Raw genomic sequence first — 22,231 nt, 5'->3', positions numbered from 1 at the left:
TGAATGCATAACGATAAAGATCTCTCTACGTGGCAGACGTTTCGCCGACTATGGCCAACCATAGCGCCTTTTAAATCGGGTCTGATCGTGGCGGGTATAGCGTTAATCCTGAACGCGGCCAGCGATACCTTCATGCTATCGCTCCTTAAGCCATTACTGGATGATGGTTTTGGTAAAACGGATCGCTCGGTGCTGCAGTGGATGCCGCTGGTGGTCATTGGACTAATGGTTCTTCGCGGATTCACCAGCTATGTCTCCAGCTACTGCATCTCATGGGTATCAGGCAAAGTGGTCATGACCATGCGTCGCCGCCTGTTTGGCCATATGATGGGCATGCCGGTCTCCTATTTTGATAAGCAGTCTACAGGTACGCTGTTGTCACGTATTACCTATGATTCAGAGCAGGTCGCGTCATCGTCCTCCGGTGCGCTGATCACCGTGGTACGTGAAGGGGCTTCAATTATTGGCCTGTTTATCATGATGTTCTATTACAGCTGGCAGCTGTCATTGATCCTGATTGTACTGGCGCCAATTGTGTCAGTGGCGATTCGTATAGTTTCCAAGCGCTTTCGTAGCATCAGTAAAAATATGCAAAACACCATGGGTCAGGTTACGACCAGTGCCGAGCAGATGCTGAAAGGCCACAAAGAAGTTCTGATTTTTGGTGGTCAGGAAGTCGAAACTAAGCGCTTTGATAAAGTCAGCAATAAGATGCGTTTGCAGGGCATGAAGATGGTTTCCGCCTCTTCTATCTCCGATCCTATCATCCAGCTGATTGCGTCTCTGGCTCTGGCCTTCGTGTTGTATGCAGCCAGTTTCCCAAGCGTAATGGAAAACCTGACTGCAGGGACAATTACGGTTGTCTTCTCGTCAATGATCGCGTTGATGCGTCCGTTGAAATCGCTGACCAACGTCAACGCACAGTTCCAGCGCGGTATGGCGGCCTGCCAGACCTTATTTACGATTCTGGATAGCGAGCAGGAAAAAGATGAAGGTACACGCGAAATCGAACGCGCTACCGGCAATCTCGAGTTCCGCAACGTGACATTCACCTATCCGGGACGTGAAGTACCTGCGCTGCGCAACATCAACATGAATATTCCAGCGGGGAAAACCGTTGCCCTGGTTGGCCGTTCGGGTTCAGGGAAATCCACCATCGCCAGCTTGATCACGCGCTTCTATGATATTGATGAAGGGCAGATTCTAATGGACGGACACGATCTACGTGAATATACCCTGGCATCCTTGCGCGATCAGGTCGCGTTGGTTTCGCAGAATGTGCACCTGTTTAACGATACGGTTGCCAACAACATCGCCTACGCGCGTACCGATTTGTACAGCCGTGAGCAGATCGAAAAAGCGGCGAAAATGGCTTACGCCATGGATTTCATCAATAAGATGGACAATGGCCTGGATACGGTGATTGGCGAAAACGGCGTCCTGCTATCTGGTGGTCAGCGCCAGCGTATCGCTATTGCCCGCGCCTTGTTGCGTGACAGTCCGATTCTGATCCTTGATGAAGCAACGTCGGCACTCGATACCGAGTCTGAACGCGCGATTCAGGCTGCTCTGGATGAGCTTCAGAAAAACCGTACCTCCCTGGTGATTGCTCACCGCCTTTCTACCATTGAACAGGCGGATGAAATCATCGTGGTGGAAGACGGTATTATTGTTGAGCGTGGAACCCATAGCGAGCTGATTGAGCAGCGTGGGGTGTATGCACAATTACATAAAATGCAATTCGGTCAATGATCGCTCGAATCTGGTCTGGTGAGTCGCCGCTGTGGCGACTGTTACTCCCGCTCTCCTGGCTGTATGGCCTCGTGAGCGGGGGGATCCGCTTATGTTACAAGCTTGGGATTAAACGCGCGTGGCGTGCACCAGTCCCGGTTGTGGTGGTCGGAAACCTGACCGCGGGCGGCAATGGCAAAACGCCAGTGGTTATTTGGCTGGTTGAACAACTGCGTCAACGTGGGATTCGCGTGGGCGTGGTGTCGCGTGGTTATGGCGGGAAAGCGGCTGCTTACCCGCTGTTACTGACCGCAGATACCACTACGGCAGAAGCGGGTGATGAACCTGTGCTGATCGCCCAACGTACCGGCGTGCCCGTAGCGGTATCCCCGGTAAGATCGGATGCGGTCAAAGCCATTTTGGCCCAACACGATGTGCAGATGATTGTGACGGACGATGGGCTACAGCACTACCGTCTGGCGCGAGATGTTGAAATCGTGGTTATTGACGGAGAACGTCGGTTTGGCAATGGCTGGTGGCTTCCCGCGGGTCCCATGCGGGAACGCGCAGGCCGGCTTAAATCGGTGGATGCGACTATCGTTAACGGTGGCGTTGCGCAGCCAGGGGAAATCCCTATGCGACTTGAACCGGGGCTGGCCGTTAATTTACGTACGGGTGAACGCCGCGATGTGTCGCAGCTGTCCAATATTGTCGCCATGGCGGGCATTGGCCATCCACCGCGTTTTTTTGCCACGCTGGAAGCATGCGGTGCCAGCGTGCAAAAAAGTATTGCGCTGGCAGACCATCAGTCTCTGACCTACAGTGACGTCAGTGCGTTTGCAGACGCCGGGCAAACGCTGGTGATGACGGAAAAAGATGCGGTTAAGTGCCGTGCATTTGCCGATGAAAACTGGTGGTATTTACCTGTTGACGCTCATTTGTCAGGCGATCGGCCTGATATGTTGCTGGATAGCTTAATCTCGCTGACTCGCTAACTGATTCACGCTGCGGCAGCGAATCATTTATGAGGCCATAAATGTCGTTGCCGCGTCTTTCTTTGACGGATGCCCGTCATCTTCACCTTGCCGCTCAAGGGCTGCTGAAAAAAACACGCCGTCGGGCAACCCCAGCAGATATTCTTGCTACCATTTCGCGCATGTCGTTATTGCAAATCGATACCATCAATATTGTGTCGCGCAGCCCCTACCTGGTACTGTTTAGTCGTTTGGGTGATTATTCGCCCCAGTGGCTGGATGACGCGTTGCAGCGGGGCGAACTGATGGAATACTGGGCGCACGAGGCCTGCTTTTTGCCGCGTAGCGACTTTATGCTGATACGTCACCGCATGCTGGCCCCGGAGAAAATGGGCTGGAAATATAAAGCGGAGTGGATGAAAGAACATGCGCATGAGATTGAGCAACTGCTCCAGCACATCCAGCATAACGGACCAGTACGCTCTGCCGATTTTGAGCATCTGCGCAAGGGGGCCAGCGGCTGGTGGGCATGGAAACCGCATAAGCGTCATCTTGAAGGCCTGTTCACCGCCGGGAAAGTGATGGTGGTGGAACGGCGTAATTTCCAGCGAGTGTATGATTTAACCCATCGCGTCATGCCGCACTGGGATGATGAACGCGACCGGCTTTCACAGGAAGAAGCAGAAAGCCTCATGCTGGATAACAGTGCCCGCAGTCTGGGGATTTTTCGCGAACAATGGCTGGCAGACTACTATCGCCTGAAGCGTCCGGCGCTAAAAAACTGGTGCAACGTACGTGCACAGCAGCAACAGATTATTCCTGTCGATGTCGAAGGGTTAGGAACCCTGTGGCTGCATAGCCACCTTCAGCCGCTGCTGGAGCAGGCATTGACGGGTAAATTAACGGCGACGCATAGCGCAGTATTATCACCCTTTGATCCGGTGGTCTGGGATCGTAAACGGGCAGAGCAGCTATTCGATTTTAGTTATCGTCTCGAATGTTACACGCCAGCACCGAAACGTCAGTATGGTTATTTCGTCTTGCCGCTGCTGCATCGCGGACAGTTAGTTGGGCGGATGGATGCCAAAATGCACCGCAAAACGGGCGTACTGGAAGTGATTTCGCTCTGGTTACAGGATGGCGTCAAACCTGGGGTTACTCTGCAAAAAGGATTGTTTCAGGCGATTGATGATTTTGCCCGCTGGCAGCAGGCAACACGTGTGACGCTGGGACGCTATCCTGAAGGTTTATTTGATGCACGCCATGGTTGGGAAATAGACCCAGCAAGGTAAGCGATTATGTTAATATTTACGGATTCACAATCCGGTCCATCTGGAGGAACTATGGATCATCGTCTGCTTGAAATCATTGCCTGCCCGGTATGCAATGGCAAACTCTGGTTTAACCAGGAAAAACAGGAACTGATTTGTAAACTGGATAACCTTGCTTTCCCACTGCGTGATGGCATTCCCGTGTTACTGGAAACCGAAGCTCGCGTTCTGACTGCTGATGAGAGTAAATCATGAGTTTTGTGGTCATTATTCCTGCGCGTTATGCGTCCACACGTTTGCCGGGCAAGCCGCTGCTGGATATCAATGGCAAGCCGATGATTGTGCATGTGCTGGAGCGTGCGCGTGAATCTGGCGCTAAACGTATTATTGTTGCGACCGATCACGAAGATGTCGCTCGCGCGGTAGAAGCGGTGGGTGGTGAAGTATGCATGACCCGCGCCGATCACCAGTCCGGTACGGAGCGTCTGGCGGAAGTCGTCGAGAAATGTGGCTTTAGCGATGATACCGTTATTGTGAACGTACAGGGTGATGAGCCGATGATCCCGGCGGTCATTATTCGCCAGGTCGCTGAGAATCTGGCACAGCGCCAGGTCGGTATGGCGACCCTTGCTGCCCCGATTCACAGTGCGGAAGAGGCATTTAATCCGAATGCGGTGAAAGTCGTTCTGGACGCCGAAGGTTATGCGCTCTATTTTTCACGCGCGACCATTCCGTGGGATCGCGACCGTTTCGCTAAAAGCCTGGAAACGGTGGGTGACACCTTCCTGCGACATCTGGGTATTTACGGCTATCGCGCCGGTTTTATCCGCCGTTATGTTAACTGGCAGCCCAGCCCGCTTGAGCATATTGAAATGCTGGAGCAGCTACGTGTGCTGTGGTACGGCGAAAAAATTCATGTTGCCGTCGCCAAAGAAGTACCCGGTACCGGCGTAGACACTGCCGAAGATCTTGAGCGCGTTCGCGCCGAAATGCGTTAGTTTTTCTCACGACACTCCCCCTGATGACGCGAATTTTTGGGAGGAGTGTCATATCGTTACGCTTTCCCGCCACTTTTCTTTTCATCAATTGATCTCATCCGGGTGACATCTGTCTGCACGACGCTCATTATGAAAGCAGTAGCATTTATGAGGGCAATCCGAAATGGAACAGTTGCGTGCCGAACTCAGTCATCTGTTGGGTGAAAAACTCAGTCGTATAGAATGCGTGAATGAAAAAGTGGATACGGCCCTGTGGTCACTGTACGACAGCCAGGGAAATCCGATGCCACTGATGGCGAGAAGTTTCACCACGCCGGGTATGGCGCAGCAGTTGGCATGGAAAACCTCCATGCTGGCGCGCAGTGGTACGGTGCGTATGCCCGTCATTTATGGGGTCTTAACCCATGAGGAACATCCCGGTCCTGATGTGCTACTGCTTGAGCGTTTACGTGGAGTGCCGGTGGAAGCGCCTGCCCGAACGCCCGAACGTTGGGAACATTTAAAAGATCAGATCGTAGAAGGTCTGCTGTCATGGCATCGGCAGGATAGTGCTGGCTGCGTGGGAATGGTGGATAACACGCAAGAGAATATCTGGCCATCCTGGTATCGTCAGCGGGTTGAGGTGCTGTGGACCACGTTAAATCAGTTCAACAATACCGGGCTAACGATGCAGGACAAGCGGATCCTGTTTCGCACGCGTGAGTGTTTGCCTGCCTTATTTGAAGGATTCAATGATAACTGCGTGCTGATCCACGGTAATTTCAGTTTACGTAGCATGCTCAAAGACGCCCGTAGCGATCAGCTTCTGGCTATGGTGGGACCGGGGTTGATGCTGTGGGCGCCAAGGGAATATGAACTGTTCCGCTTGATGGATAATGCGCTGGCGGAAAGCCTGCTTTGGCAATACCTACAGCGCGCGCCAGTGGCGGAGTCATTCATCTGGCGGCGCTGGTTGTACGTGTTATGGGATGAAGTGGCGCAACTGGTCAACACCGGACGCTTTAATCGTTCCAACTTTGACCTGGCAACGAAATCATTGCTGCCGTGGCTCGCATGATAAACATGTGAACACCTTATCAGGCAACATTCCTGTCAATGTTCCGATCCCTTCAGCCACTGCCAGATGCGTCCCAGGGTTTCGTAACCAACGCGATCGCTGTGCATCAACCAGACGGGTGAAGGTATAGCGCGCTCCCACGGATTAAGCGGTGAATCAATTGCTAACTGATTGGCTGGCGCTGGCAGCGGATGCAAGCCGGCCTGCTGGAAGAAGATCATCGCCCGCGGTAAGTGGGAGGCAGAGGTTACCAGCAGGAACGGCGCATTGCCGATGGCCTTCTTTACCGCTGCGGCTTCTTCTTCGGTATCTTTGGGGTGATCCAGGGTGATGATTTCATTGGCTGGCACCCCCAGCGACTGCGCTACTCGGGCGCCAGCTTCTGCGGTACTGACGTTATTCGTCTTTGCGGCAGCGCCGGTAAAGATGAGCTTCGATCCCGGGTTTGCGCGCCATAGGCGAATACCTTCATTCAGACGTGGAAGGCTGTTGCTGATCAGATTTGAACTCGGCGCCCACTGCGGATTCCAGGTATACCCTCCGCCCAGCACCACAATATATTCCACTTTTTGCGAACCTTGCCACGTTGGATAACTGTCCTCAATCGGTTTCAACAGGCTGTCGGCGACGGGCTGTAAACTAAGGAGTAACAGTGCCAGCCAACTCAGACTAATACACACTTTCCCTGTTTTTTGAAAGCGACTGAACCAGACCAGCGCCAGGCCAATACCCATCATAATTAGCATCAGTGGCAGCGGCAGCATCATACCGCCAATCACTTTCTTCAGCGTAAAAAGCATCCTTTTTGGTTCCTTTTTTAACCATACAGCAGGGGATCTGAAGGGATATTACACCAGGAAGGTTCATTCTCGGCGTGGGTGTGACAAAATAGCGGTTTTACTTAGTCACCCTAAAGCCAGTATGTGGAGAGCCCGATGCGGGACCGCAATTTTGATGACATTGCAGAGAAGTTTTCCCGTAACATTTACGGCACCACCAAAGGTCAATTAAGACAGGCTATCCTTTGGCAGGATCTGGATCGATTACTGGAAACATTCGATGAGCAAAAACTGCACATTCTGGATGCCGGTGGTGGTGAAGGGCAAACGGCCATCAAAATGGCGGAACGAGGACATTTCGTCACATTATGCGATCTGTCTGGCGAGATGATCGCCCGAGCGCAACAGGCGGCAGAGGCAAAAGGTGTGAGCGGGAACATGCATTTTATACAATGCGCCGCTCAGGATGTTGCTTCGCATTTGGAAAGCCCGGTTGATCTGATATTGTTTCATGCTGTGCTGGAGTGGGTGACAGATCCGGTCAGCGTGTTGCAGACTCTGTGGTCAGTATTGCGTTCAGGCGGCGCGCTGTCGTTAATGTTCTACAATGCTAACGGTCTGTTGATGCATAACATGGTCGCAGGGAACTTTGACTATGTGCAGGTGGGGATGCCGAAACGTAAAAAGCGCACGCTTTCACCGGACTACCCGCGCGATCCGGGGCAGGTCTACCAGTGGCTGGACGAGATCGGTTGGCAGATAACCGGTAAAACGGGCGTCCGCGTGTTTCATGATTATCTGCGAGATAAACATAAACAACATGACGACTTTGAAATGTTACTTGAGTTAGAAACGCGCTATTGCCGCCAGGAACCGTATATCAGCCTTGGGCGCTATATTCATGTCACCGCGATTAAAAGTTCGGCCCGAGCCGCAGATGCAAGGATAATTTATGAGTGAATTTTCCCAGACAGTCCCCGAACTGGTTGCCTGGGCCAGAAAAAATGACTTCTCCATCTCTCTGCCGGTAGACAGACTTTCGTTCCTGCTGGCGGTCGCGACCCTGAACGGTGAGCGACTTGACGGCGAGATGAGTGAAGGTGAGCTGGTGGATGCGTTCCGCCATGTGAGTGATGCGTTTGAGCAAACCAGCGAAACCATCGGCGTACGCGCCAACAACGCGATCAACGATATGGTGCGTCAACGTCTGCTGAACCGCTTTACCAGCGAGCAGGCGGAAGGCAACGCTATATATCGTTTAACGCCATTGGGAATTGGCATCACGGATTACTACATTCGTCAGCGCGAATTCTCTACGCTGCGTCTTTCAATGCAGCTGTCGATTGTTGCAGGTGAACTAAAGCGCGCGGCGGATGCGGCAGCGGAAGGTGGCGATGAGTTCCACTGGCATCGTAACGTCTACGCGCCATTGAAATACTCGGTGGCGGAGATTTTCGACAGTATCGATCTGACTCAGCGCATCATGGATGAGCAGCAACAGCAGGTAAAAGACGACATCGCACAGTTGCTTAATAAAGACTGGCGGGCGGCGATCTCCAGCTGTGAACTGCTGCTCTCTGAAACGTCTGGTACGCTGCGTGAACTGCAGGATACGCTGGAAGCGGCGGGGGATAAGCTACAGGCTCACCTGTTACACATCCAGGACGCCACGATGACGCATGACGATTTGCATTTCGTCGATCGGCTGGTGTTTGACTTACAAAGTAAGCTCGACCGCATTATCAGTTGGGGTCAGCAGTCCATTGATTTATGGATCGGCTACGATCGTCACGTGCATAAGTTTATCCGTACCGCGATCGATATGGATAAAAACCGCGTCTTTGCCCAGCGTCTGCGCCAGTCCGTGCAGACATACTTTGACGATCCGTGGGCGCTAACCTATGCCAACGCCGATCGTCTGCTGGATATGCGTGACGAAGAGATGGTGTTGCGTGACGAAGAGGTCACCGGCGAGCTTCCGGAAGATCTGGAATATGAAGAATTTAACGAGATCCGTGAACAGTTGGCGGCGATCATCGAAGAACAGCTGGCTATCTACAAATCCAGACAAACACCACTGGATCTCGGTTTGGTCGTGCGCGAGTATCTGGCGCAATACCCACGTGCGCGTCATTTCGACGTCGCGCGCATAGTTATCGATCAGGCGGTACGCCTTGGCGTAGCGCAAGCAGATTTCACCGGACTGCCAGCCAAATGGCAGCCGATTAATGATTACGGAGCCAAGGTACAGGCGCATGTCATTGACAAATATTGAACAAGTGATGCCGGTAAAGCTGGCGCAGGCGCTGGCGAATCCGTTATTTCCGGCGCTGGACAGCGCCTTACGTTCGGGCCGCCATATCGGTCTGGATGAACTGGATAATCATGCCTTTCTGATGGATTTTCAGGAATATTTTGAAGAGTTTTACAGCCGCTATAACGTGGAATTGATCCGTGCGCCGGAAGGGTTCTTCTACCTTCGCCCGCGTTCAACGACGCTCATTCCCCGTTCGGTCCTGTCTGAACTGGACATGATGGTCGGTAAAATTCTTTGCTATCTCTATCTCAGCCCGGAACGCCTGGCGAACGAAGGGATTTTTACCCAGCAAGAGTTGTACGACGAGCTGCTAACGCTGGCTGATGAAGCGAAGCTGCTGAAACTGGTGAACAACCGTTCAACCGGTTCGGATGTTGATCGCCAGAAGCTACAGGAAAAAGTTCGTTCTTCGCTAAACCGTCTGCGCCGTTTAGGCATGGTGTGGTTTATGGGTCACGACAGCAGCAAATTCCGTATTACGGAATCAGTCTTCCGCTTTGGCGCGGACGTGCGCAGCGGTGACGATCCGCGCGAAGCGCAGCGTCGCTTAATTCGTGATGGCGAAGCGATGCCGGTCGAGAACCGCCTGCAGCTCAACGATGAGCCCGAAGAGAATCAGCCGGACAGTGGAGAAGAAGAATAATGATTGAACGCGGTAAATTTCGCTCACTTACGCTGATTAACTGGAATGGTTTTTTTGCCCGTACGTTCGACCTTGATGAACTGGTTACCACGCTGTCCGGCGGTAACGGTGCGGGTAAGTCCACCACCATGGCGGCATTTGTGACAGCGCTCATCCCGGACTTAACCCTGCTGCATTTCCGTAACACCACCGAAGCCGGTGCAACCAGTGGTTCACGTGATAAGGGCCTGCATGGTAAGTTGAAAGCGGGCGTCTGTTACTCAATGCTCGACGTCCTCAACTCGCGCCATCAGCGCGTGGTCGTGGGGGTGCGTCTGCAACAGGTTGCCGGTCGCGATCGTAAAGTGGATATCAAACCGTTTGCCATTCAGGGGCTGCCGATGTCGGTGCAGCCAACCCAACTGGTGACGGAAACGCTGAATGAACGCCAGGCGCGCGTGCTGTCCCTCTCTGAGCTGAAAGAGAAGCTTGATGAGATGGAAGGTGTGCAGTTTAAACAGTTCAACTCAATCACCGATTATCACTCACTGATGTTCGATCTGGGCATCATCGCCCGTCGTCTGCGTTCCGCGTCTGACCGTAGTAAATTCTATCGTCTGATTGAAGCCTCGCTGTACGGCGGGATCTCCAGTGCCATTACCCGTTCACTGCGTGACTACCTGCTGCCGGAAAACAGCGGCGTACGTAAAGCCTTCCAGGATATGGAAGCTGCGCTGCGTGAAAACCGCATGACGCTGGAAGCGATTCGCGTAACTCAGTCTGACCGCGATCTGTTTAAGCATTTGATCAGCGAAGCGACCAACTATGTGGCCGCGGATTATATGCGTCACGCCAACGAACGTCGTATCCATCTTGATAAAGCGCTGGAATATCGTCGTGAGCTGCATACTTCACGCAAGCAGCTGGCCGCGGAGCAGTATAAGCACGTGGATATGGCGCGCGAACTGGGCGAGCATAACGGCGCGGAAGGCGATCTGGAAGCTGATTACCAGGCCGCGAGCGATCACCTGAATCTGGTGCAAACCGCGCTGCGTCAGCAGGAAAAAATTGAACGCTACGAAGCGGATCTCGAAGAACTGCAGGTCCGTCTCGAAGAACAAAATGAGGTGGTCGCGGAAGCCGTTGACCGCCAGGATGAAAACGAAGCCCGCGCAGAAGCCGCGGAACTGGAAGTGGATGAGCTGAAAAGCCAGCTTGCCGATTATCAGCAAGCGCTGGACGTCCAGCAAACGCGAGCCATCCAATATACCCAGGCGATCCAGGCGCTGAATCGGGCGAAAGAGCTCTGCCACTTACCGGATCTGACCGCCGACAGCGCTGCTGAATGGCTGGAAACTTTCCAGGCTAAAGAGCAGGAAGCCACTGAAAAACTGCTGACGCTGGAACAAAAAATGAGCGTGGCGCAAACTGCGCACAGCCAGTTCGAACAGGCTTATCAGCTGGTGGCGGCTATCAATGGCCCGCTGGCGCGTGGTGAAGCCTGGAGCGTGGCGCGTGAACTGCTGCGGGAAGGCGTTGAACAGCGCCACCTGGCGGAACAGGTTCAGCCGTTGCGTATGCGACTCAGCGAACTGGAGCAGCGTCTGCGCGAACAGCAAGATGCCGAGCGTCTGCTGGCTGAATTCTGCAAGCGTCAGGGTAAACAGTTCGATATCGATGAGCTGGAAGCGCTGCACCAGGAGCTGGAAGCACGCATCGCCGCCTTGTCGGATAGCGTCTCTTCTGCCAGCGAACAGCGTATGACGTTGCGTCAGGAGCAGGAACAGCTGCAGTCTCGTATCCAGCACCTGATGAAACGTGCGCCTGTCTGGCTGGCCGCGCAGAATAGCCTGAATCAGCTTAGCGAGCAGTGTGGCGAAGAGTTTACCTCAAGCCAGGACGTGACCGAGTATCTGCAACAACTGCTGGAGCGCGAGCGTGAAGCCATTGTTGAGCGTGATGAAGTCGGTGCGCGCAAAAATGCAGTTGATGAAGAAATTGAACGTTTAAGTCAGCCGGGCGGGGCGGAAGATCAGCGTCTGAACGCGCTGGCGGAGCGTTTCGGTGGCGTCCTGCTGTCAGAAATCTATGACGACGTTAGCCTTGAAGATGCGCCGTACTTCTCTGCGCTGTACGGTCCTTCGCGTCATGCCATCGTGGTGCCGGATCTGTCGCTGATTACCGAGCAGCTTGAAGGGCTGACGGATTGTCCGGAAGATCTCTATTTCATCGAAGGGGATCCGCAGTCGTTTGATGACAGCGTTTTCAGCGTTGATGAGCTGGAAAAAGCGGTAGTGGTGAAAACCGCCGAGCGTCAGTGGCGTTATTCCCGCTTCCCGACGGTGCCGATTTTTGGCCGTGCAGCGCGCGAAAGCCGTATCGAAACCCTGCATGCTGAGCGTGAAGGGCTGTCTGAACGTTTCGCAACGCTCTCCTTTGACGTCCAGAAAACCCAGCGTCTGCATCAGGCGTTCAGTCGTTTCATTGGCAGTCATTTGTCGGTGGCGTTTGAAGCCGATCCGGAAGCGGAAATTCGCCAACTGAATGGCCGTCGCGTTGAACTGGAACGTGCGCTGAGCAATCATGAAAATGATAATCAGCAAAGCCGTATGCAGTTTGAGCAGGCGAAAGAGGGGGTCTCCGCTCTTAACCGCCTTCTCCCGCGTTTGAATCTGCTGGCGGATGACACGCTGGCCGATCGCGTGGACGAAATTCGTGAGCGCCTGGATGAAGCCCAGGAAGCGGCGCGTTTTGTGCAGCAACATGGCAACCAGTTAGCCAAACTGGAACCGATTGTTTCGGTCCTGCAAAATGACCCTGAGCAGTTTGAACAACTGAAGGAAGACTACGCGTATTCCCAGCAGATGCAGCGCGATGCGCGTCAGCAAGCTTTTGCTCTGACCGAAGTGGTGCAGCGCCGGGCGCACTTTAGCTATTCCGACTCTGCTGAAATGCTTAGCGGCAACAGCGATCTGAACGAAAAACTGCGTGAGCGCCTGGAACAGGCGGAAGCTGAACGTACCCGCGCCCGTGAAGCGCTACGCAGTCACGCTGCACAGTTAAGCCAGTACAACCAGGTCATGGCGTCGCTGAAAAGCTCCTATGACACCAAAAAAGAGCTGCTTAACGATTTACAACGTGAACTGCAGGATATTGGCGTTCGTGCGGACAGCGGTGCCGAAGAGCGCGCGCGTATTCGTCGTGATGAACTGCATGCACAGCTCAGCAATAACCGTGCCCGCCGTAACCAACTGGAAAAAGCGTTGACCTTCTGCGAAGCGGAGATGGAAAACCTGACCCGCAGGCTGCGCAAGCTGGAACGTGATTATTTTGAGATGCGCGAGCAGGTGGTTACCGCGAAAGCCGGATGGTGTGCGGTGATGCGGATGGTGAAAGATAACGGCGTTGAACGCCGCCTGCACCGTCGTGAGCTGGCGTATCTTTCCGGTGATGAACTGCGCTCGATGTCGGATAAGGCGCTTGGTGCGCTGCGCCTGGCGGTTGCGGATAACGAACACCTGCGCGATGTACTGCGCATGTCTGAAGATCCAAAACGCCCAGAGCGTAAAATTCAGTTCTTTGTCGCGGTTTATCAGCATCTGCGTGAACGTATTCGCCAGGATATCATCCGTACCGACGATCCGGTTGAAGCGATCGAACAGATGGAGATTGAGCTGAGCCGTCTGACGGAAGAATTAACGTCCCGCGAACAGAAACTGGCGATCAGCTCTCGCAGCGTGGCGAATATCATTCGTAAGACCATTCAGCGCGAACAGAACCGTATTCGCATGCTGAACCAGGGGCTGCAAAGCGTGTCGTTTGGCCAGGTAAACAGCGTTCGTCTGAACGTCAACGTACGCGAGACGCATGCTACCTTGCTGGACGTACTTTCCGAACAGCATGAGCAGCACCAGGATCTGTTTAACAGCAATCGTCTGACCTTCTCTGAAGCGCTGGCGAAGTTGTATCAGCGTCTGAATCCGCAGATTGATATGGGGCAACGTACGCCGCAAACCATCGGTGAAGAACTGCTGGATTACCGTAACTATCTGGAAATGGAAGTTGAAGTTAACCGTGGCTCTGACGGCTGGCTGCGTGCTGAATCTGGCGCGCTGTCAACCGGTGAAGCGATCGGGACCGGGATGTCTATTCTGGTGATGGTTGTGCAAAGCTGGGAAGACGAAGGGCGTAGACTGCGCGGGAAAGATATTTCTCCTTGCCGTCTGCTGTTCCTGGATGAAGCTGCGCGACTTGATGCACGCTCTATCGCGACTCTGTTTGAACTGTGCGAGCGTCTGCAAATGCAACTGATTATCGCAGCCCCAGAAAACATTAGCCCGGAGAAAGGCACCACCTACAAACTGGTGCGTAAAGTCTTCCAGAACACCGAACACGTTCACGTGGTCGGTCTGCGCGGGTTTGCGCCTCAGTTACCTGAGCCGCTGCCTGGCACCGAAGATGCCTCCTCGCAGGCAAGCTAAATAAAAGGCGGCTAAATGGCCGCCTTCTTTTCTTCCGAAAATTCTCAATAACTGGTGTAATTTCTTTAAACTTCTTTACATTAGGTTAGGCAAAAATTTTTTCATGTTTATATACTAAAGGTAAGCCTAACGCGTCACAGGCTTGCTCGTCATACTTCAGCTTGTATTGGCGTTTTACAGGTTCGGCCCCGCCAAAATAAGGGGAAGACATACGGCCTGGCTACTCAAAGTATGATAAAAAAACAGGGGGCAAGGGATGTTGCTTAATAAAATGTGTGGTCGTCGGCTGTCGGCAATTAGTTTGTGCCTGGCCGTAACATTCGCTCCACTGTTCAATGCGCAGGCCGATGAGCCTGAAATGATCCCTGGCGATAGCTCAGCGACCGTCAGTGAACAGCCAACAGCGTTATCGCAGCCGCAGGCTCAATCTTCCGCGACGGCTATCATGGCAGGTATTCAACCACTGCCCGAGGGCGTGTCAGTTGATAAAGCCCGCGCCGAATTACAATCTCAACTTCCAGCGGGCTTCACACCGGTTTATATGAGCCAACTGGAACTGCTGTATGCCGCACGCGAAATGAAACCGATGTGGGAAAATCGTGATGCGGTAAAAGCCTTTCAGCAACAGTTAGCTGAAGTGGCGATTGCCGGCTTTCAGCCGCAGTTCACCACCTGGGTTGCTCTACTGACTGACCCGGCAGTAACCGGTCAGGCGCGAGATATCGTGCTCTCAGATGCGATGATGGGGTATCTGCACTTTATTGCCAACATCCCCGTCAAAGGTAATCGCTGGCTCTATAGCGATAAGCCCTATGCGCTGACGACGCCGCCGATTTCCGTGATCAACCAATGGCAAGTCGCGCTGGATAACGGTCAACTGACTTCGTTTGTCGCCAGCCTGGCACCGCAACATCCGCAGTACGCAGCCATGCATGAATCGCTGCTCAAGCTGGTGGGCGATACGCGGCCCTGGCCGCAACTGACCAGTACCGCGACGCTGCGTCCGGGGGAGTGGAGTAACGACATCCCTGCGCTGCGTGAAATTTTGCGCCGTACCGGGATGCTGGAGTCTGTTGTCAGTACGGCTGCCAAAGAAGGCCGTAGCGCTTACGATCGTGAACTTGTTGACGCAGTTAAGCGGTTTCAGACGTGGCAGGGGCTTGGGGCCGATGGCGCGATTGGCCCTGCCACGCGTGACTGGCTGAACGTGACGCCCGCTCAACGTGCGGGCGTGCTGGCGTTAAATATTCAGCGCTTGCGCCTGCTGCCGGGTACGCTGTCTACCGGTATTATGGTGAATATTCCTGCCTACTCGCTGGTGTATTATCAGAACGGCAATCAGGTGCTGGCCTCGCGCGTTATCGTCGGACGTCCCGATCGTAAAACGCCGATGATGAGCAGTGCGCTGAATAACGTGGTCGTTAACCCGCCGTGGAACGTGCCGCCGACGCTGGCCCGGAAGGATATTCTGCCTAAGGTTTGGAATGACCCGGGGTATCTTGAGCGTCACGGCTATACCGTAATGCGCGGCTGGAACAGCAAAGAGACGATAGATCCGTGGCAGGTTGACTGGGCCACCATCACCGCCTCCAATCTGCCGTTCCGCTTCCAGCAGGCTCCGGGAGCGCGTAACTCGCTCGGACGCTATAAATTCAATATGCCGAGTTCGGATGCTATTTATCTGCACGATACGCCGAACCACACTCTGTTCCAGAAGGATTCGCGGGCGTTAAGCTCCGGCTGCGTGCGCGTGAACAAGGCATCTGAGCTGGCGAATATGCTGCTACAGGATGCGGGGTGGAATGATACGCGCATCTCGGATGCCCTGAAGCAAGGGGACACAAGGTACGTGAATATTCGCCAGAATATCCCCGTCAACCTCTACTATCTGACCGCATTTGTTGGCCCGGATGGTCGCACGCAATATCGTACAGATATTTACAATTACGATCAGACAGCGCGATCCAGTGCACAAATTGTGTCAAAAGCTGAACAATTAATCAGATAAATGAAGCAGTTCGAGGAAAATAATTGTCGTAAGTTATGCTGGAAACGGGGCGAAATGGCTGCAAGCCCCGTATTTCCTGGGGTTGGGAGCCTTGACGTGGACTACTTAGCCAGATAAGGTTTCCCGCGTGCGCTAGAGCATACATACGATAACATTGACCTTGTAGACCTTAAAACCATGGACAAATTTGACGCTAATCGCCGCAAACTGCTGGCGCTTGGTGGCATTGCCCTCGGCGCTGCCATCCTGCCTACGCCTGCGTTTGCTACACTCTCCACCCCACGTCCGCGCATTTTGACTCTGAATAACCTGCATACCGGTGAGTCAATAAAAGCAGAGTTTTTTGATGGCAGGGGCTATATTCAGGACGAATTAGCTAAACTTAATCACTTTTTCCGTGATTTTCGTGCGAATAAAGTGAAATCCATCGATCCGGGATTGTTCGATCAACTCTTCCGTCTGCAGGGCCTGCTGGGCACGCGTAAACCCGTACAGCTTATTTCTGGTTACCGCTCTATTGATACCAATAATGAATTACGTGCGCACAGCCGCGGTGTGGCAAAGAAAAGCTACCACACGAAAGGGCAGGCCATGGATTTCCATATTGAAGGCATCGCATTAAGTAATATTCGCAAAGCTGCGTTATCTATGCGCGCAGGTGGTGTAGGATACTACCCACGCAGTAACTTTGTGCATATTGACACCGGACCGGCGCGTCATTGGTGATCCATAAGCTTAATGAAACAGGAGCCGTATGAACTATCGTATTATTCCGGTCACTGCATTCGCCCAGAACTGCTCGTTAATCTGGTGTGAGCAAACCCGTCTGGCTGCGCTGGTCGATCCCGGCGGCGATGCTGAGAAAATCAAACAGGAAGTCGATGCCAGTGGCCTGACGCTAATGCAGATCCTGCTCACCCATGGTCATCTTGATCACGTAGGTGCGGCGGCTGAACTGGCACAGCATTATGGTGTACCGGTTATTGGTCCGGAAAAAGAAGATGAGTTCTGGTTACAAGGACTTCCTGCTCAGAGTCGCATGTTTGGCCTGGGCGATTGTGAGCCGCTGACGCCCGATCGCTGGTTGAATGAAGGCGACCGGGTAAGCGTGGGTAACGTGACGTTGCAGGTACTGCATTGCCCGGGTCACACGCCGGGACATGTGGTCTTCTTTGATGAACAATCAAAGCTACTGATTTCTGGTGACGTGATTTTCAAAGGCGGCGTAGGGCGCAGCGATTTTCCTCGCGGAGATCATAGTCAATTGATTGATTCGATTAAACGTAAACTGTTGCCGTTGGGCGATGACGTGACGTTTATTCCGGGTCACGGCCCACTTTCGACGTTGGGCAACGAACGGCTACATAATCCGTTCCTGCAGGATGAAATGCCAGTCTGGTAACACCGCAGATAAATGAAAAAGGCCGCTATTGCGGCCTTTTTAGTACGCGATAGATTACAGTACTGCGACAATCGCTTCGCACAGCGGCGCCATGTTATCTGGCGTCATTCCTGCTACGTTCACACGTCCGGAAGCGACGGCATAGACACCAAACTCTTCACGCAGACGCAGAACCTGCTCTTTGGTCAGGCCGCTGAATGAGAACATGCCGTTCTGTTTGATGATAAAGCTGAAGTCTCGGTTCGCACCTTTCTCCTGCAGCGTATTCACAAACAGCAAACGCATGCGTTGGATGCGTTGACGCATATCAGTCAGTTCCTGCTCCCAGATAGCGCGCAGGGCATCGTTGCTCAGGATGGTTGCCACAACCGACGCACCGTGTGCTGGTGGGTTGGAATAGTTGGCACGAATGACGGATTTCATCTGGCTAAACGCGCGGTCGACGGTTTCAGCATCGGCTGCAACCAGCGTACAGGCGCCTACGCGCTCATTGTACAGACCAAAGTTCTTGGAGTAGGAGCTGGCGACGATCAGCTCTTTGTGCAGCGCAGCGAATGCGCGCAGACCTTCTGCATCTTCTTCCAGACCGCGGGCAAAGCCCTGGTATGCGAAGTCAAACAGCGGCAACCAACCTTTTTCGACAGAAAGCTGAGCCAGCGTTTGCCACTGCTCCAGCGTAGGATCGATACCGGTTGGGTTATGGCAGCAGCCGTGGAATAACACCACGTCGCCAGCCTGCGCTTCGCTGAGGCTTGCCAGCAGCGCATCAAAGTCTAATGAGTGGTTCGCGGCATCGTAATAGTTGTATTCACGAACTTCCAGACCGGCAGAGTTAAAGACGCTCTTATGGTTTGGCCAGCTTGGATTGCTCACCCATACGCGTTTAGCTGAGGTGTTTTTTGCCAGAAAATCAGCGGCCACACGCAGTGCGCCAGTGCCGCCAGGGGTCTGTGCTGTACGCGCACGTTTGTCGTTGATAAGCGAACTTTCTTTACCAAACAGTAATTCCTGAGTGCAGCGACCAAACTCTGGAATACCGTCGATGCCAAGGTAATTTTTGGTGGTTTCATTTTCCAGAATATATTGCTCGGCTTTTTTAACGCTGGTCAGTACCGGCGTTTTGCCTGTCTCATCTTTATATACACCGATCCCAAGGTTTATTTTTCCTGGGCGGTCATCGGCACGAAACAAATCAGCCAGACCCAAAATGGGGTCGGCAGGAGCGGCAGTAATGTTCTCAAACATGACGAGGTTCCATAGTGATTACAGAAGGGAAGTCCGCTATCAGGTTAACGGTAGATTTACAAAATGCCAACCGTTACTGACGAAAAGCCGAGGTGTTTTTTTAAGACGCAAGAATCCGCTAGCAGAGATAAAAAAACAGGACCGAAGTCCTGTTTTTTAGGCATTTAACAAAGAGGTCTGCTATTAGAACTGGTAAACGATACCCACTGCAACGGTGTCGTCAGAGCCTACGCCCAGTTTGTTGTCAGAATCGATCTGGTTGATGATGTAATCAACATAGGTGGACATGTTTTTGTTGAAGTAGTAAGTCGCACCCACTTCAAAGTAGTTCACCAGGTCTACGTCGCCGATTCCTTCGATGTCCTTACCTTTAGATTTGGTATAGGCGAGGGACGGACGCAGGCCGAAGTCGAACTGGTACTGAGCAACCAACAGGACGTCTTCAGTTTTGTTAGCATAACCGTTAGCGATACGGGTTGCGTTACGGGTTTCGCTGTAGTTCGCCGCCAGGTAGATGTTGTTAGCATCGTATTTTAAGCCGGTCGCCCACTGCTCAGCTTTGTCGCCGTGGCCGCGCAGAAGTGGGTTTTGCTGGGCATCGGTACGATCAGCTGCACCATACGCACCTACGATACCAAAACCTTCGAATTCGTAGCTAACAGAGCCGCCAACGCCATCACCGTTAGAGCGACGAACGTCATCACGCTCGTTTTTGCCCAGGTACTGAACAGCGAAGTTCAGGCCTTCAACCAAACCGAAGAAGTTAGAGTTACGGTAAGTTGCGAGACCGCCGTTACGCTGGGAGAAGAACTGGTCGGAAGCAGCAGTGTCACCACCGAATTCTGGCAGCATATCGGTGTAACCCAGTGCATCGTAAACGACGCCGTAGTTACGACCGTAATCGAAGGAGCCTGCATCACCGAATTTCAGACCGGCAAACGCCAGACGGGTTTTGTTGCCATTCTGAGCATCATCACCGCCTTCAGAGTTATTGCCGCTGAACTGGTATTCCCACTGGCCGTAACCGGTCAGTTGGTCGTTAATCTGAGTTTCCCCTTTGAAACCAAGACGGGCGTATGTCTGATCGCCATTAGGTGCGTAGGCATTGTCACCGTTGTGCTTGGAAAAATAGTGCAGACCTACTGCTTTACCGTACAGGTCTACTTTGTTGCCATCTTTGTTATAGATTTCTGCAGCGTTAGCTGCCCCGGCTACCAGCAGAGCAGGGATAACCACTGCCAGAATATTGCGCTTCATCATTATTTATTACCCTCATCGGTTTTTATATGACACCTGCCACTGCCGCCAATAATTTCCGTCAATAAAAATTTACGGAACTATTGATGAGAGTTTGGTGTCTTTATGTGTCTGACAGGCATCTTTCCATTCAAACTATCGTTTCGCTACCGTCAAAGTGCTACAAATATAAAGATTTGGTTTCAAAAAGAAAAAGTGTGTAACAAAATGTTATTTTTGTGCAACTTTGTGAACAACTTCAAATTTCAGATGTCCGTGCGCTAAAAATCACCACTTCTATTTCTATTTATATGATTTTCTTATATTTAATTTAGATAAACTCCTTTTTTCTCTGTTCTGCCATAAAGTTCATGGTTTACAGATGGCTATTTCTGGACGTCTGGAATGCCGTGCAAATGGTCGGAAAATGTACTATTTAATCAGAAAATACTAATCCACAATAAAAGTGCTGATTATTTTTTGTTCAAATATGTTGCAGTGAAATATTACGTAACAGGAAGGGGGAAGGCGAAGGGTTGTGTTAAACGCGGGAGGGGGATCCCAAAACGTGAAGCGGTGACAAAAAAAGCCAGCAATGCTGGCTTTTGTATCAAAAATGCAGGGTTAGAACGTGGCGTTACGCGGGGTACGCGGGAACGGAATAACGTCACGGACGTTCTGCACGCCGGTAACGTAAGCGATCAAACGCTCAAAGCCCAAACCGAAGCCGGAATGTGGAACGGTACCGTAGCGACGCAGGTCGCGATACCACCAGTAATCTTCTTTGTTCAGACCCATTTCCAGCATACGGGCATCCAGGACGTCCAGACGCTCTTCACGCTGAGAACCACCGATGATTTCACCGATTCCTGGAGCCAGGACGTCCATTGCTGCAACGGTTTTACCGTCTTCGTTAAGGCGCATATAAAACGCTTTGATATCTTTCGGGTAGTTTTTAACGACGACCGGCGCTTTAAAGTGCTCTTCAGCAAGGTATCGTTCGTGCTCAGAAGACAGATCCACACCCCAGTAAACCGGGTTTTCGAACTGTTTGCCGCATTTTTCCAGAATGCTTACCGCGTCGGTGTAATCCACCTGCGCGAAGTCAGCCTCAATGAAACGTTCCAGGCGTGAAATCGCGTCTTTGTCGACACGTTCGGCGAAGAATTTCATATCATCCGCACGCTCAGCCAGTACGGCTTTGAACGCGTACTTCAGCATCGCTTCAGCCAGGCCTGCAACATCGTTCAGGTCGGCGAAAGCCACTTCCGGTTCCAGCATCCAGAACTCTGCCAGGTGACGACTGGTATTAGAGTTTTCTGCACGGAACGTCGGGCCAAAGGTATAAATTTTGGACAGAGCACAGGCGTAGGTTTCGCCGTTCAGCTGACCGGAAACGGTCAGGAAGGCTTCTTTACCAAAGAAGTCTTTGTCGAAATCGACTTTGCCCTGATCGTTACGCGGCAGGTTTTCCAGATCCAGCGTAGACACGCGGAACATTTCACCAGCACCCTCGGTGTCGGAGGCAGTGATCAGCGGCGTGGAGACCCAAAAGAAACCCTGCTCGTGGAAGAAACGATGCAGCGCTTGCGCCAGCGTATGACGTACACGCGCGACGGCACCAATCATGTTGGTACGTGGACGCATGTGCGCCACTTCACGCAGATACTCAATGCTGTGACGCTTAGCCGCCATTGGATAGGTATCAGGATCTTCAACCCAGCCGGCTACTTCAACCTCAGTGGCCTGAATTTCAAAGCTCTGTCCTTGTCCAGGAGATGCAACGACTTTACCCGTTACGATAACTGAACAACCCGTCGTCAGGCGCAGTACGTCCTGATTGTAATTGGGCAGAGAATTATTGATGACGGCCTGTACAGGATCAAAGCAGGAACCGTCATAAACGGCGAGGAAGGAGATGCCAGCTTTTGAATCTCGGCGGGTACGCACCCATCCGCGCACGGTGACTTCGCTGTCAACGGCTACGCGGCCCTGGAGTACGTCGGCTACAGGCACAACGCTCATAATATTCTCTCTGTTAATAGTCGGATATATAAACACATGTCCACCCGTAATGGGGGGATACCTATGTTACCTGGCATCTGCAATC

At 52.6% G+C, this 22,231-nt stretch carries 17 protein-coding genes; 13 read left to right on the top strand and 4 right to left on the bottom strand.

What is annotated here, in order from left to right; translation table 11 throughout:
* The first annotated feature begins 3 nt into the window (after window positions 1-3).
* The 6 genes from msbA (at window position 4) to HVZ39_RS16480 (ending at window position 6,031) form a co-directional block, all read left to right on the top strand.
* Window positions 4-1,752 carry a lipid A ABC transporter ATP-binding protein/permease MsbA gene (msbA, locus tag HVZ39_RS16505; RefSeq protein ID WP_049042995.1) on the top strand — a complete coding sequence of 583 codons (1,749 nt, stop codon included), beginning with the start codon at window positions 4-6 and terminating at the stop codon, window positions 1,750-1,752.
* On the top strand, window positions 1,749-2,726 hold the full coding sequence (lpxK, locus tag HVZ39_RS16500) for a tetraacyldisaccharide 4'-kinase (RefSeq protein ID WP_016152450.1): 978 nt from the start codon (window positions 1,749-1,751) through the stop codon (window positions 2,724-2,726). Before msbA ends, lpxK begins: the two co-directional genes overlap by 4 nt.
* A gap of 41 nt (window positions 2,727-2,767) precedes the next feature.
* Window positions 2,768-3,997, top strand: coding sequence for a winged helix-turn-helix domain-containing protein (locus HVZ39_RS16495; RefSeq protein WP_181632705.1), 1,230 nt, complete (start codon window positions 2,768-2,770; stop codon window positions 3,995-3,997).
* Between the two features lie 51 nt (window positions 3,998-4,048).
* A complete protein-coding gene (gene ycaR / locus HVZ39_RS16490; protein ID WP_003035793.1) occupies window positions 4,049-4,231 on the top strand; it encodes a protein YcaR in 183 nt (60 codons plus the stop codon).
* Window positions 4,228-4,974 carry a 3-deoxy-manno-octulosonate cytidylyltransferase gene (gene kdsB / locus HVZ39_RS16485; protein ID WP_181632704.1) on the top strand — a complete coding sequence of 249 codons (747 nt, stop codon included), beginning with the start codon at window positions 4,228-4,230 and terminating at the stop codon, window positions 4,972-4,974. Before ycaR ends, kdsB begins: the two co-directional genes overlap by 4 nt.
* A 163-nt stretch (window positions 4,975-5,137) precedes the next feature.
* Window positions 5,138-6,031 (top strand): YcbJ family phosphotransferase, encoded by an 894-nt coding sequence (locus tag HVZ39_RS16480; protein WP_049042123.1) that lies wholly within the window; start codon window positions 5,138-5,140, stop codon window positions 6,029-6,031.
* 35 nt (window positions 6,032-6,066) lie between these two features.
* Here the strand turns inward: HVZ39_RS16480 and elyC are convergent, their stop codons facing one another.
* Window positions 6,067-6,831 carry an envelope biogenesis factor ElyC gene (elyC, locus tag HVZ39_RS16475; protein WP_019076401.1) on the bottom strand — a complete coding sequence of 255 codons (765 nt, stop codon included), beginning with the start codon at window positions 6,829-6,831 and terminating at the stop codon, window positions 6,067-6,069.
* 135 nt (window positions 6,832-6,966) lie between these two features.
* On the opposite strand from elyC, the gene cmoM reads away from it, so the two are divergent.
* The 7 genes from cmoM to HVZ39_RS16440 all read left to right on the top strand — a co-directional run bounded on the left by cmoM (window position 6,967) and on the right by HVZ39_RS16440 (window position 17,640).
* Window positions 6,967-7,770: a tRNA uridine 5-oxyacetic acid(34) methyltransferase CmoM gene (gene cmoM / locus HVZ39_RS16470; RefSeq protein WP_049042122.1), complete on the top strand. Its 804-nt coding sequence runs from the start codon at window positions 6,967-6,969 to the stop codon at window positions 7,768-7,770.
* The gene (gene mukF, locus HVZ39_RS16465) at window positions 7,763-9,085 is read left to right on the top strand and encodes a chromosome partition protein MukF (protein ID WP_016156123.1); all 1,323 of its coding nucleotides are present in this window, start codon (window positions 7,763-7,765) and stop codon (window positions 9,083-9,085) included. Before cmoM ends, mukF begins: the two co-directional genes overlap by 8 nt.
* On the top strand, window positions 9,066-9,770 hold the full coding sequence (mukE, locus tag HVZ39_RS16460; RefSeq protein WP_016152457.1) for a chromosome partition protein MukE: 705 nt from the start codon (window positions 9,066-9,068) through the stop codon (window positions 9,768-9,770). Before mukF ends, mukE begins: the two co-directional genes overlap by 20 nt.
* The gene (mukB, locus tag HVZ39_RS16455) at window positions 9,770-14,230 is read left to right on the top strand and encodes a chromosome partition protein MukB (RefSeq protein ID WP_016152458.1); all 4,461 of its coding nucleotides are present in this window, start codon (window positions 9,770-9,772) and stop codon (window positions 14,228-14,230) included. Before mukE ends, mukB begins: the two co-directional genes overlap by 1 nt.
* 256 nt (window positions 14,231-14,486) lie before the next feature.
* On the top strand, window positions 14,487-16,238 hold the full coding sequence (gene ldtD, locus HVZ39_RS16450; protein ID WP_016156125.1) for a L,D-transpeptidase: 1,752 nt from the start codon (window positions 14,487-14,489) through the stop codon (window positions 16,236-16,238).
* Window positions 16,239-16,415: 177 nt separating this feature from the next.
* The gene (locus HVZ39_RS16445) at window positions 16,416-16,964 is read left to right on the top strand and encodes a YcbK family protein (RefSeq protein WP_016152461.1); all 549 of its coding nucleotides are present in this window, start codon (window positions 16,416-16,418) and stop codon (window positions 16,962-16,964) included.
* Between the two features lie 28 nt (window positions 16,965-16,992).
* Complete coding sequence (locus HVZ39_RS16440; RefSeq protein WP_003035823.1) at window positions 16,993-17,640, top strand: MBL fold metallo-hydrolase; 648 nt, start codon at window positions 16,993-16,995, stop codon at window positions 17,638-17,640.
* 54 nt (window positions 17,641-17,694) lie between these two features.
* Here HVZ39_RS16440 and aspC read toward each other — a convergent pair whose 3' ends face one another.
* The 3 genes from aspC to asnS form a co-directional block, all read right to left on the bottom strand.
* On the bottom strand, window positions 17,695-18,885 hold the full coding sequence (gene aspC, locus HVZ39_RS16435) for an aspartate transaminase (protein WP_016152462.1): 1,191 nt from the start codon (window positions 18,883-18,885) through the stop codon (window positions 17,695-17,697).
* A 183-nt stretch (window positions 18,886-19,068) separates the two neighbouring features.
* Window positions 19,069-20,145 (bottom strand): porin OmpF, encoded by a 1,077-nt coding sequence (ompF, locus tag HVZ39_RS16430; RefSeq protein WP_016156126.1) that lies wholly within the window; start codon window positions 20,143-20,145, stop codon window positions 19,069-19,071.
* A gap of 600 nt (window positions 20,146-20,745) precedes the next feature.
* Window positions 20,746-22,146, bottom strand: coding sequence for an asparagine--tRNA ligase (gene asnS / locus HVZ39_RS16425; protein ID WP_016152464.1), 1,401 nt, complete (start codon window positions 22,144-22,146; stop codon window positions 20,746-20,748).
* Window positions 22,147-22,231 lie beyond the last annotated feature (85 nt).

It is taken from the genome of Citrobacter sp. RHB35-C21 (assembly GCF_013816515.1).
GTDB lineage: Bacteria > Pseudomonadota > Gammaproteobacteria > Enterobacterales > Enterobacteriaceae > Citrobacter > Citrobacter braakii.
The sequence above is the reverse complement of the archived record's forward strand: the minus strand, read 5'-3'. Positions and strand labels throughout refer to the sequence as shown.

Bases quoted from the DNA above. Each gene is read 5' to 3' on its own strand.
- msbA (WP_049042995.1), top strand. From the start codon at position 4: ATGCATAACGATAAAGATCTCTCTACGTGGCAGACGTTTCGCCGACTA.
- lpxK (WP_016152450.1), top strand. From the start codon at position 1,749: ATGATCGCTCGAATCTGGTCTGGTGAGTCGCCGCTGTGGCGACTGTTA.
- HVZ39_RS16495 (WP_181632705.1), top strand. From the start codon at position 2,768: ATGTCGTTGCCGCGTCTTTCTTTGACGGATGCCCGTCATCTTCACCTT.
- ycaR (WP_003035793.1), top strand. From the start codon at position 4,049: ATGGATCATCGTCTGCTTGAAATCATTGCCTGCCCGGTATGCAATGGC.
- kdsB (WP_181632704.1), top strand. From the start codon at position 4,228: ATGAGTTTTGTGGTCATTATTCCTGCGCGTTATGCGTCCACACGTTTG.
- HVZ39_RS16480 (WP_049042123.1), top strand. From the start codon at position 5,138: ATGGAACAGTTGCGTGCCGAACTCAGTCATCTGTTGGGTGAAAAACTC.
- elyC (WP_019076401.1), bottom strand. From the start codon at position 6,831: ATGCTTTTTACGCTGAAGAAAGTGATTGGCGGTATGATGCTGCCGCTG.
- cmoM (WP_049042122.1), top strand. From the start codon at position 6,967: ATGCGGGACCGCAATTTTGATGACATTGCAGAGAAGTTTTCCCGTAAC.
- mukF (WP_016156123.1), top strand. From the start codon at position 7,763: ATGAGTGAATTTTCCCAGACAGTCCCCGAACTGGTTGCCTGGGCCAGA.
- mukE (WP_016152457.1), top strand. From the start codon at position 9,066: ATGTCATTGACAAATATTGAACAAGTGATGCCGGTAAAGCTGGCGCAG.
- mukB (WP_016152458.1), top strand. From the start codon at position 9,770: ATGATTGAACGCGGTAAATTTCGCTCACTTACGCTGATTAACTGGAAT.
- ldtD (WP_016156125.1), top strand. From the start codon at position 14,487: ATGTTGCTTAATAAAATGTGTGGTCGTCGGCTGTCGGCAATTAGTTTG.
- HVZ39_RS16445 (WP_016152461.1), top strand. From the start codon at position 16,416: ATGGACAAATTTGACGCTAATCGCCGCAAACTGCTGGCGCTTGGTGGC.
- HVZ39_RS16440 (WP_003035823.1), top strand. From the start codon at position 16,993: ATGAACTATCGTATTATTCCGGTCACTGCATTCGCCCAGAACTGCTCG.
- aspC (WP_016152462.1), bottom strand. From the start codon at position 18,885: ATGTTTGAGAACATTACTGCCGCTCCTGCCGACCCCATTTTGGGTCTG.
- ompF (WP_016156126.1), bottom strand. From the start codon at position 20,145: ATGATGAAGCGCAATATTCTGGCAGTGGTTATCCCTGCTCTGCTGGTA.
- asnS (WP_016152464.1), bottom strand. From the start codon at position 22,146: ATGAGCGTTGTGCCTGTAGCCGACGTACTCCAGGGCCGCGTAGCCGTT.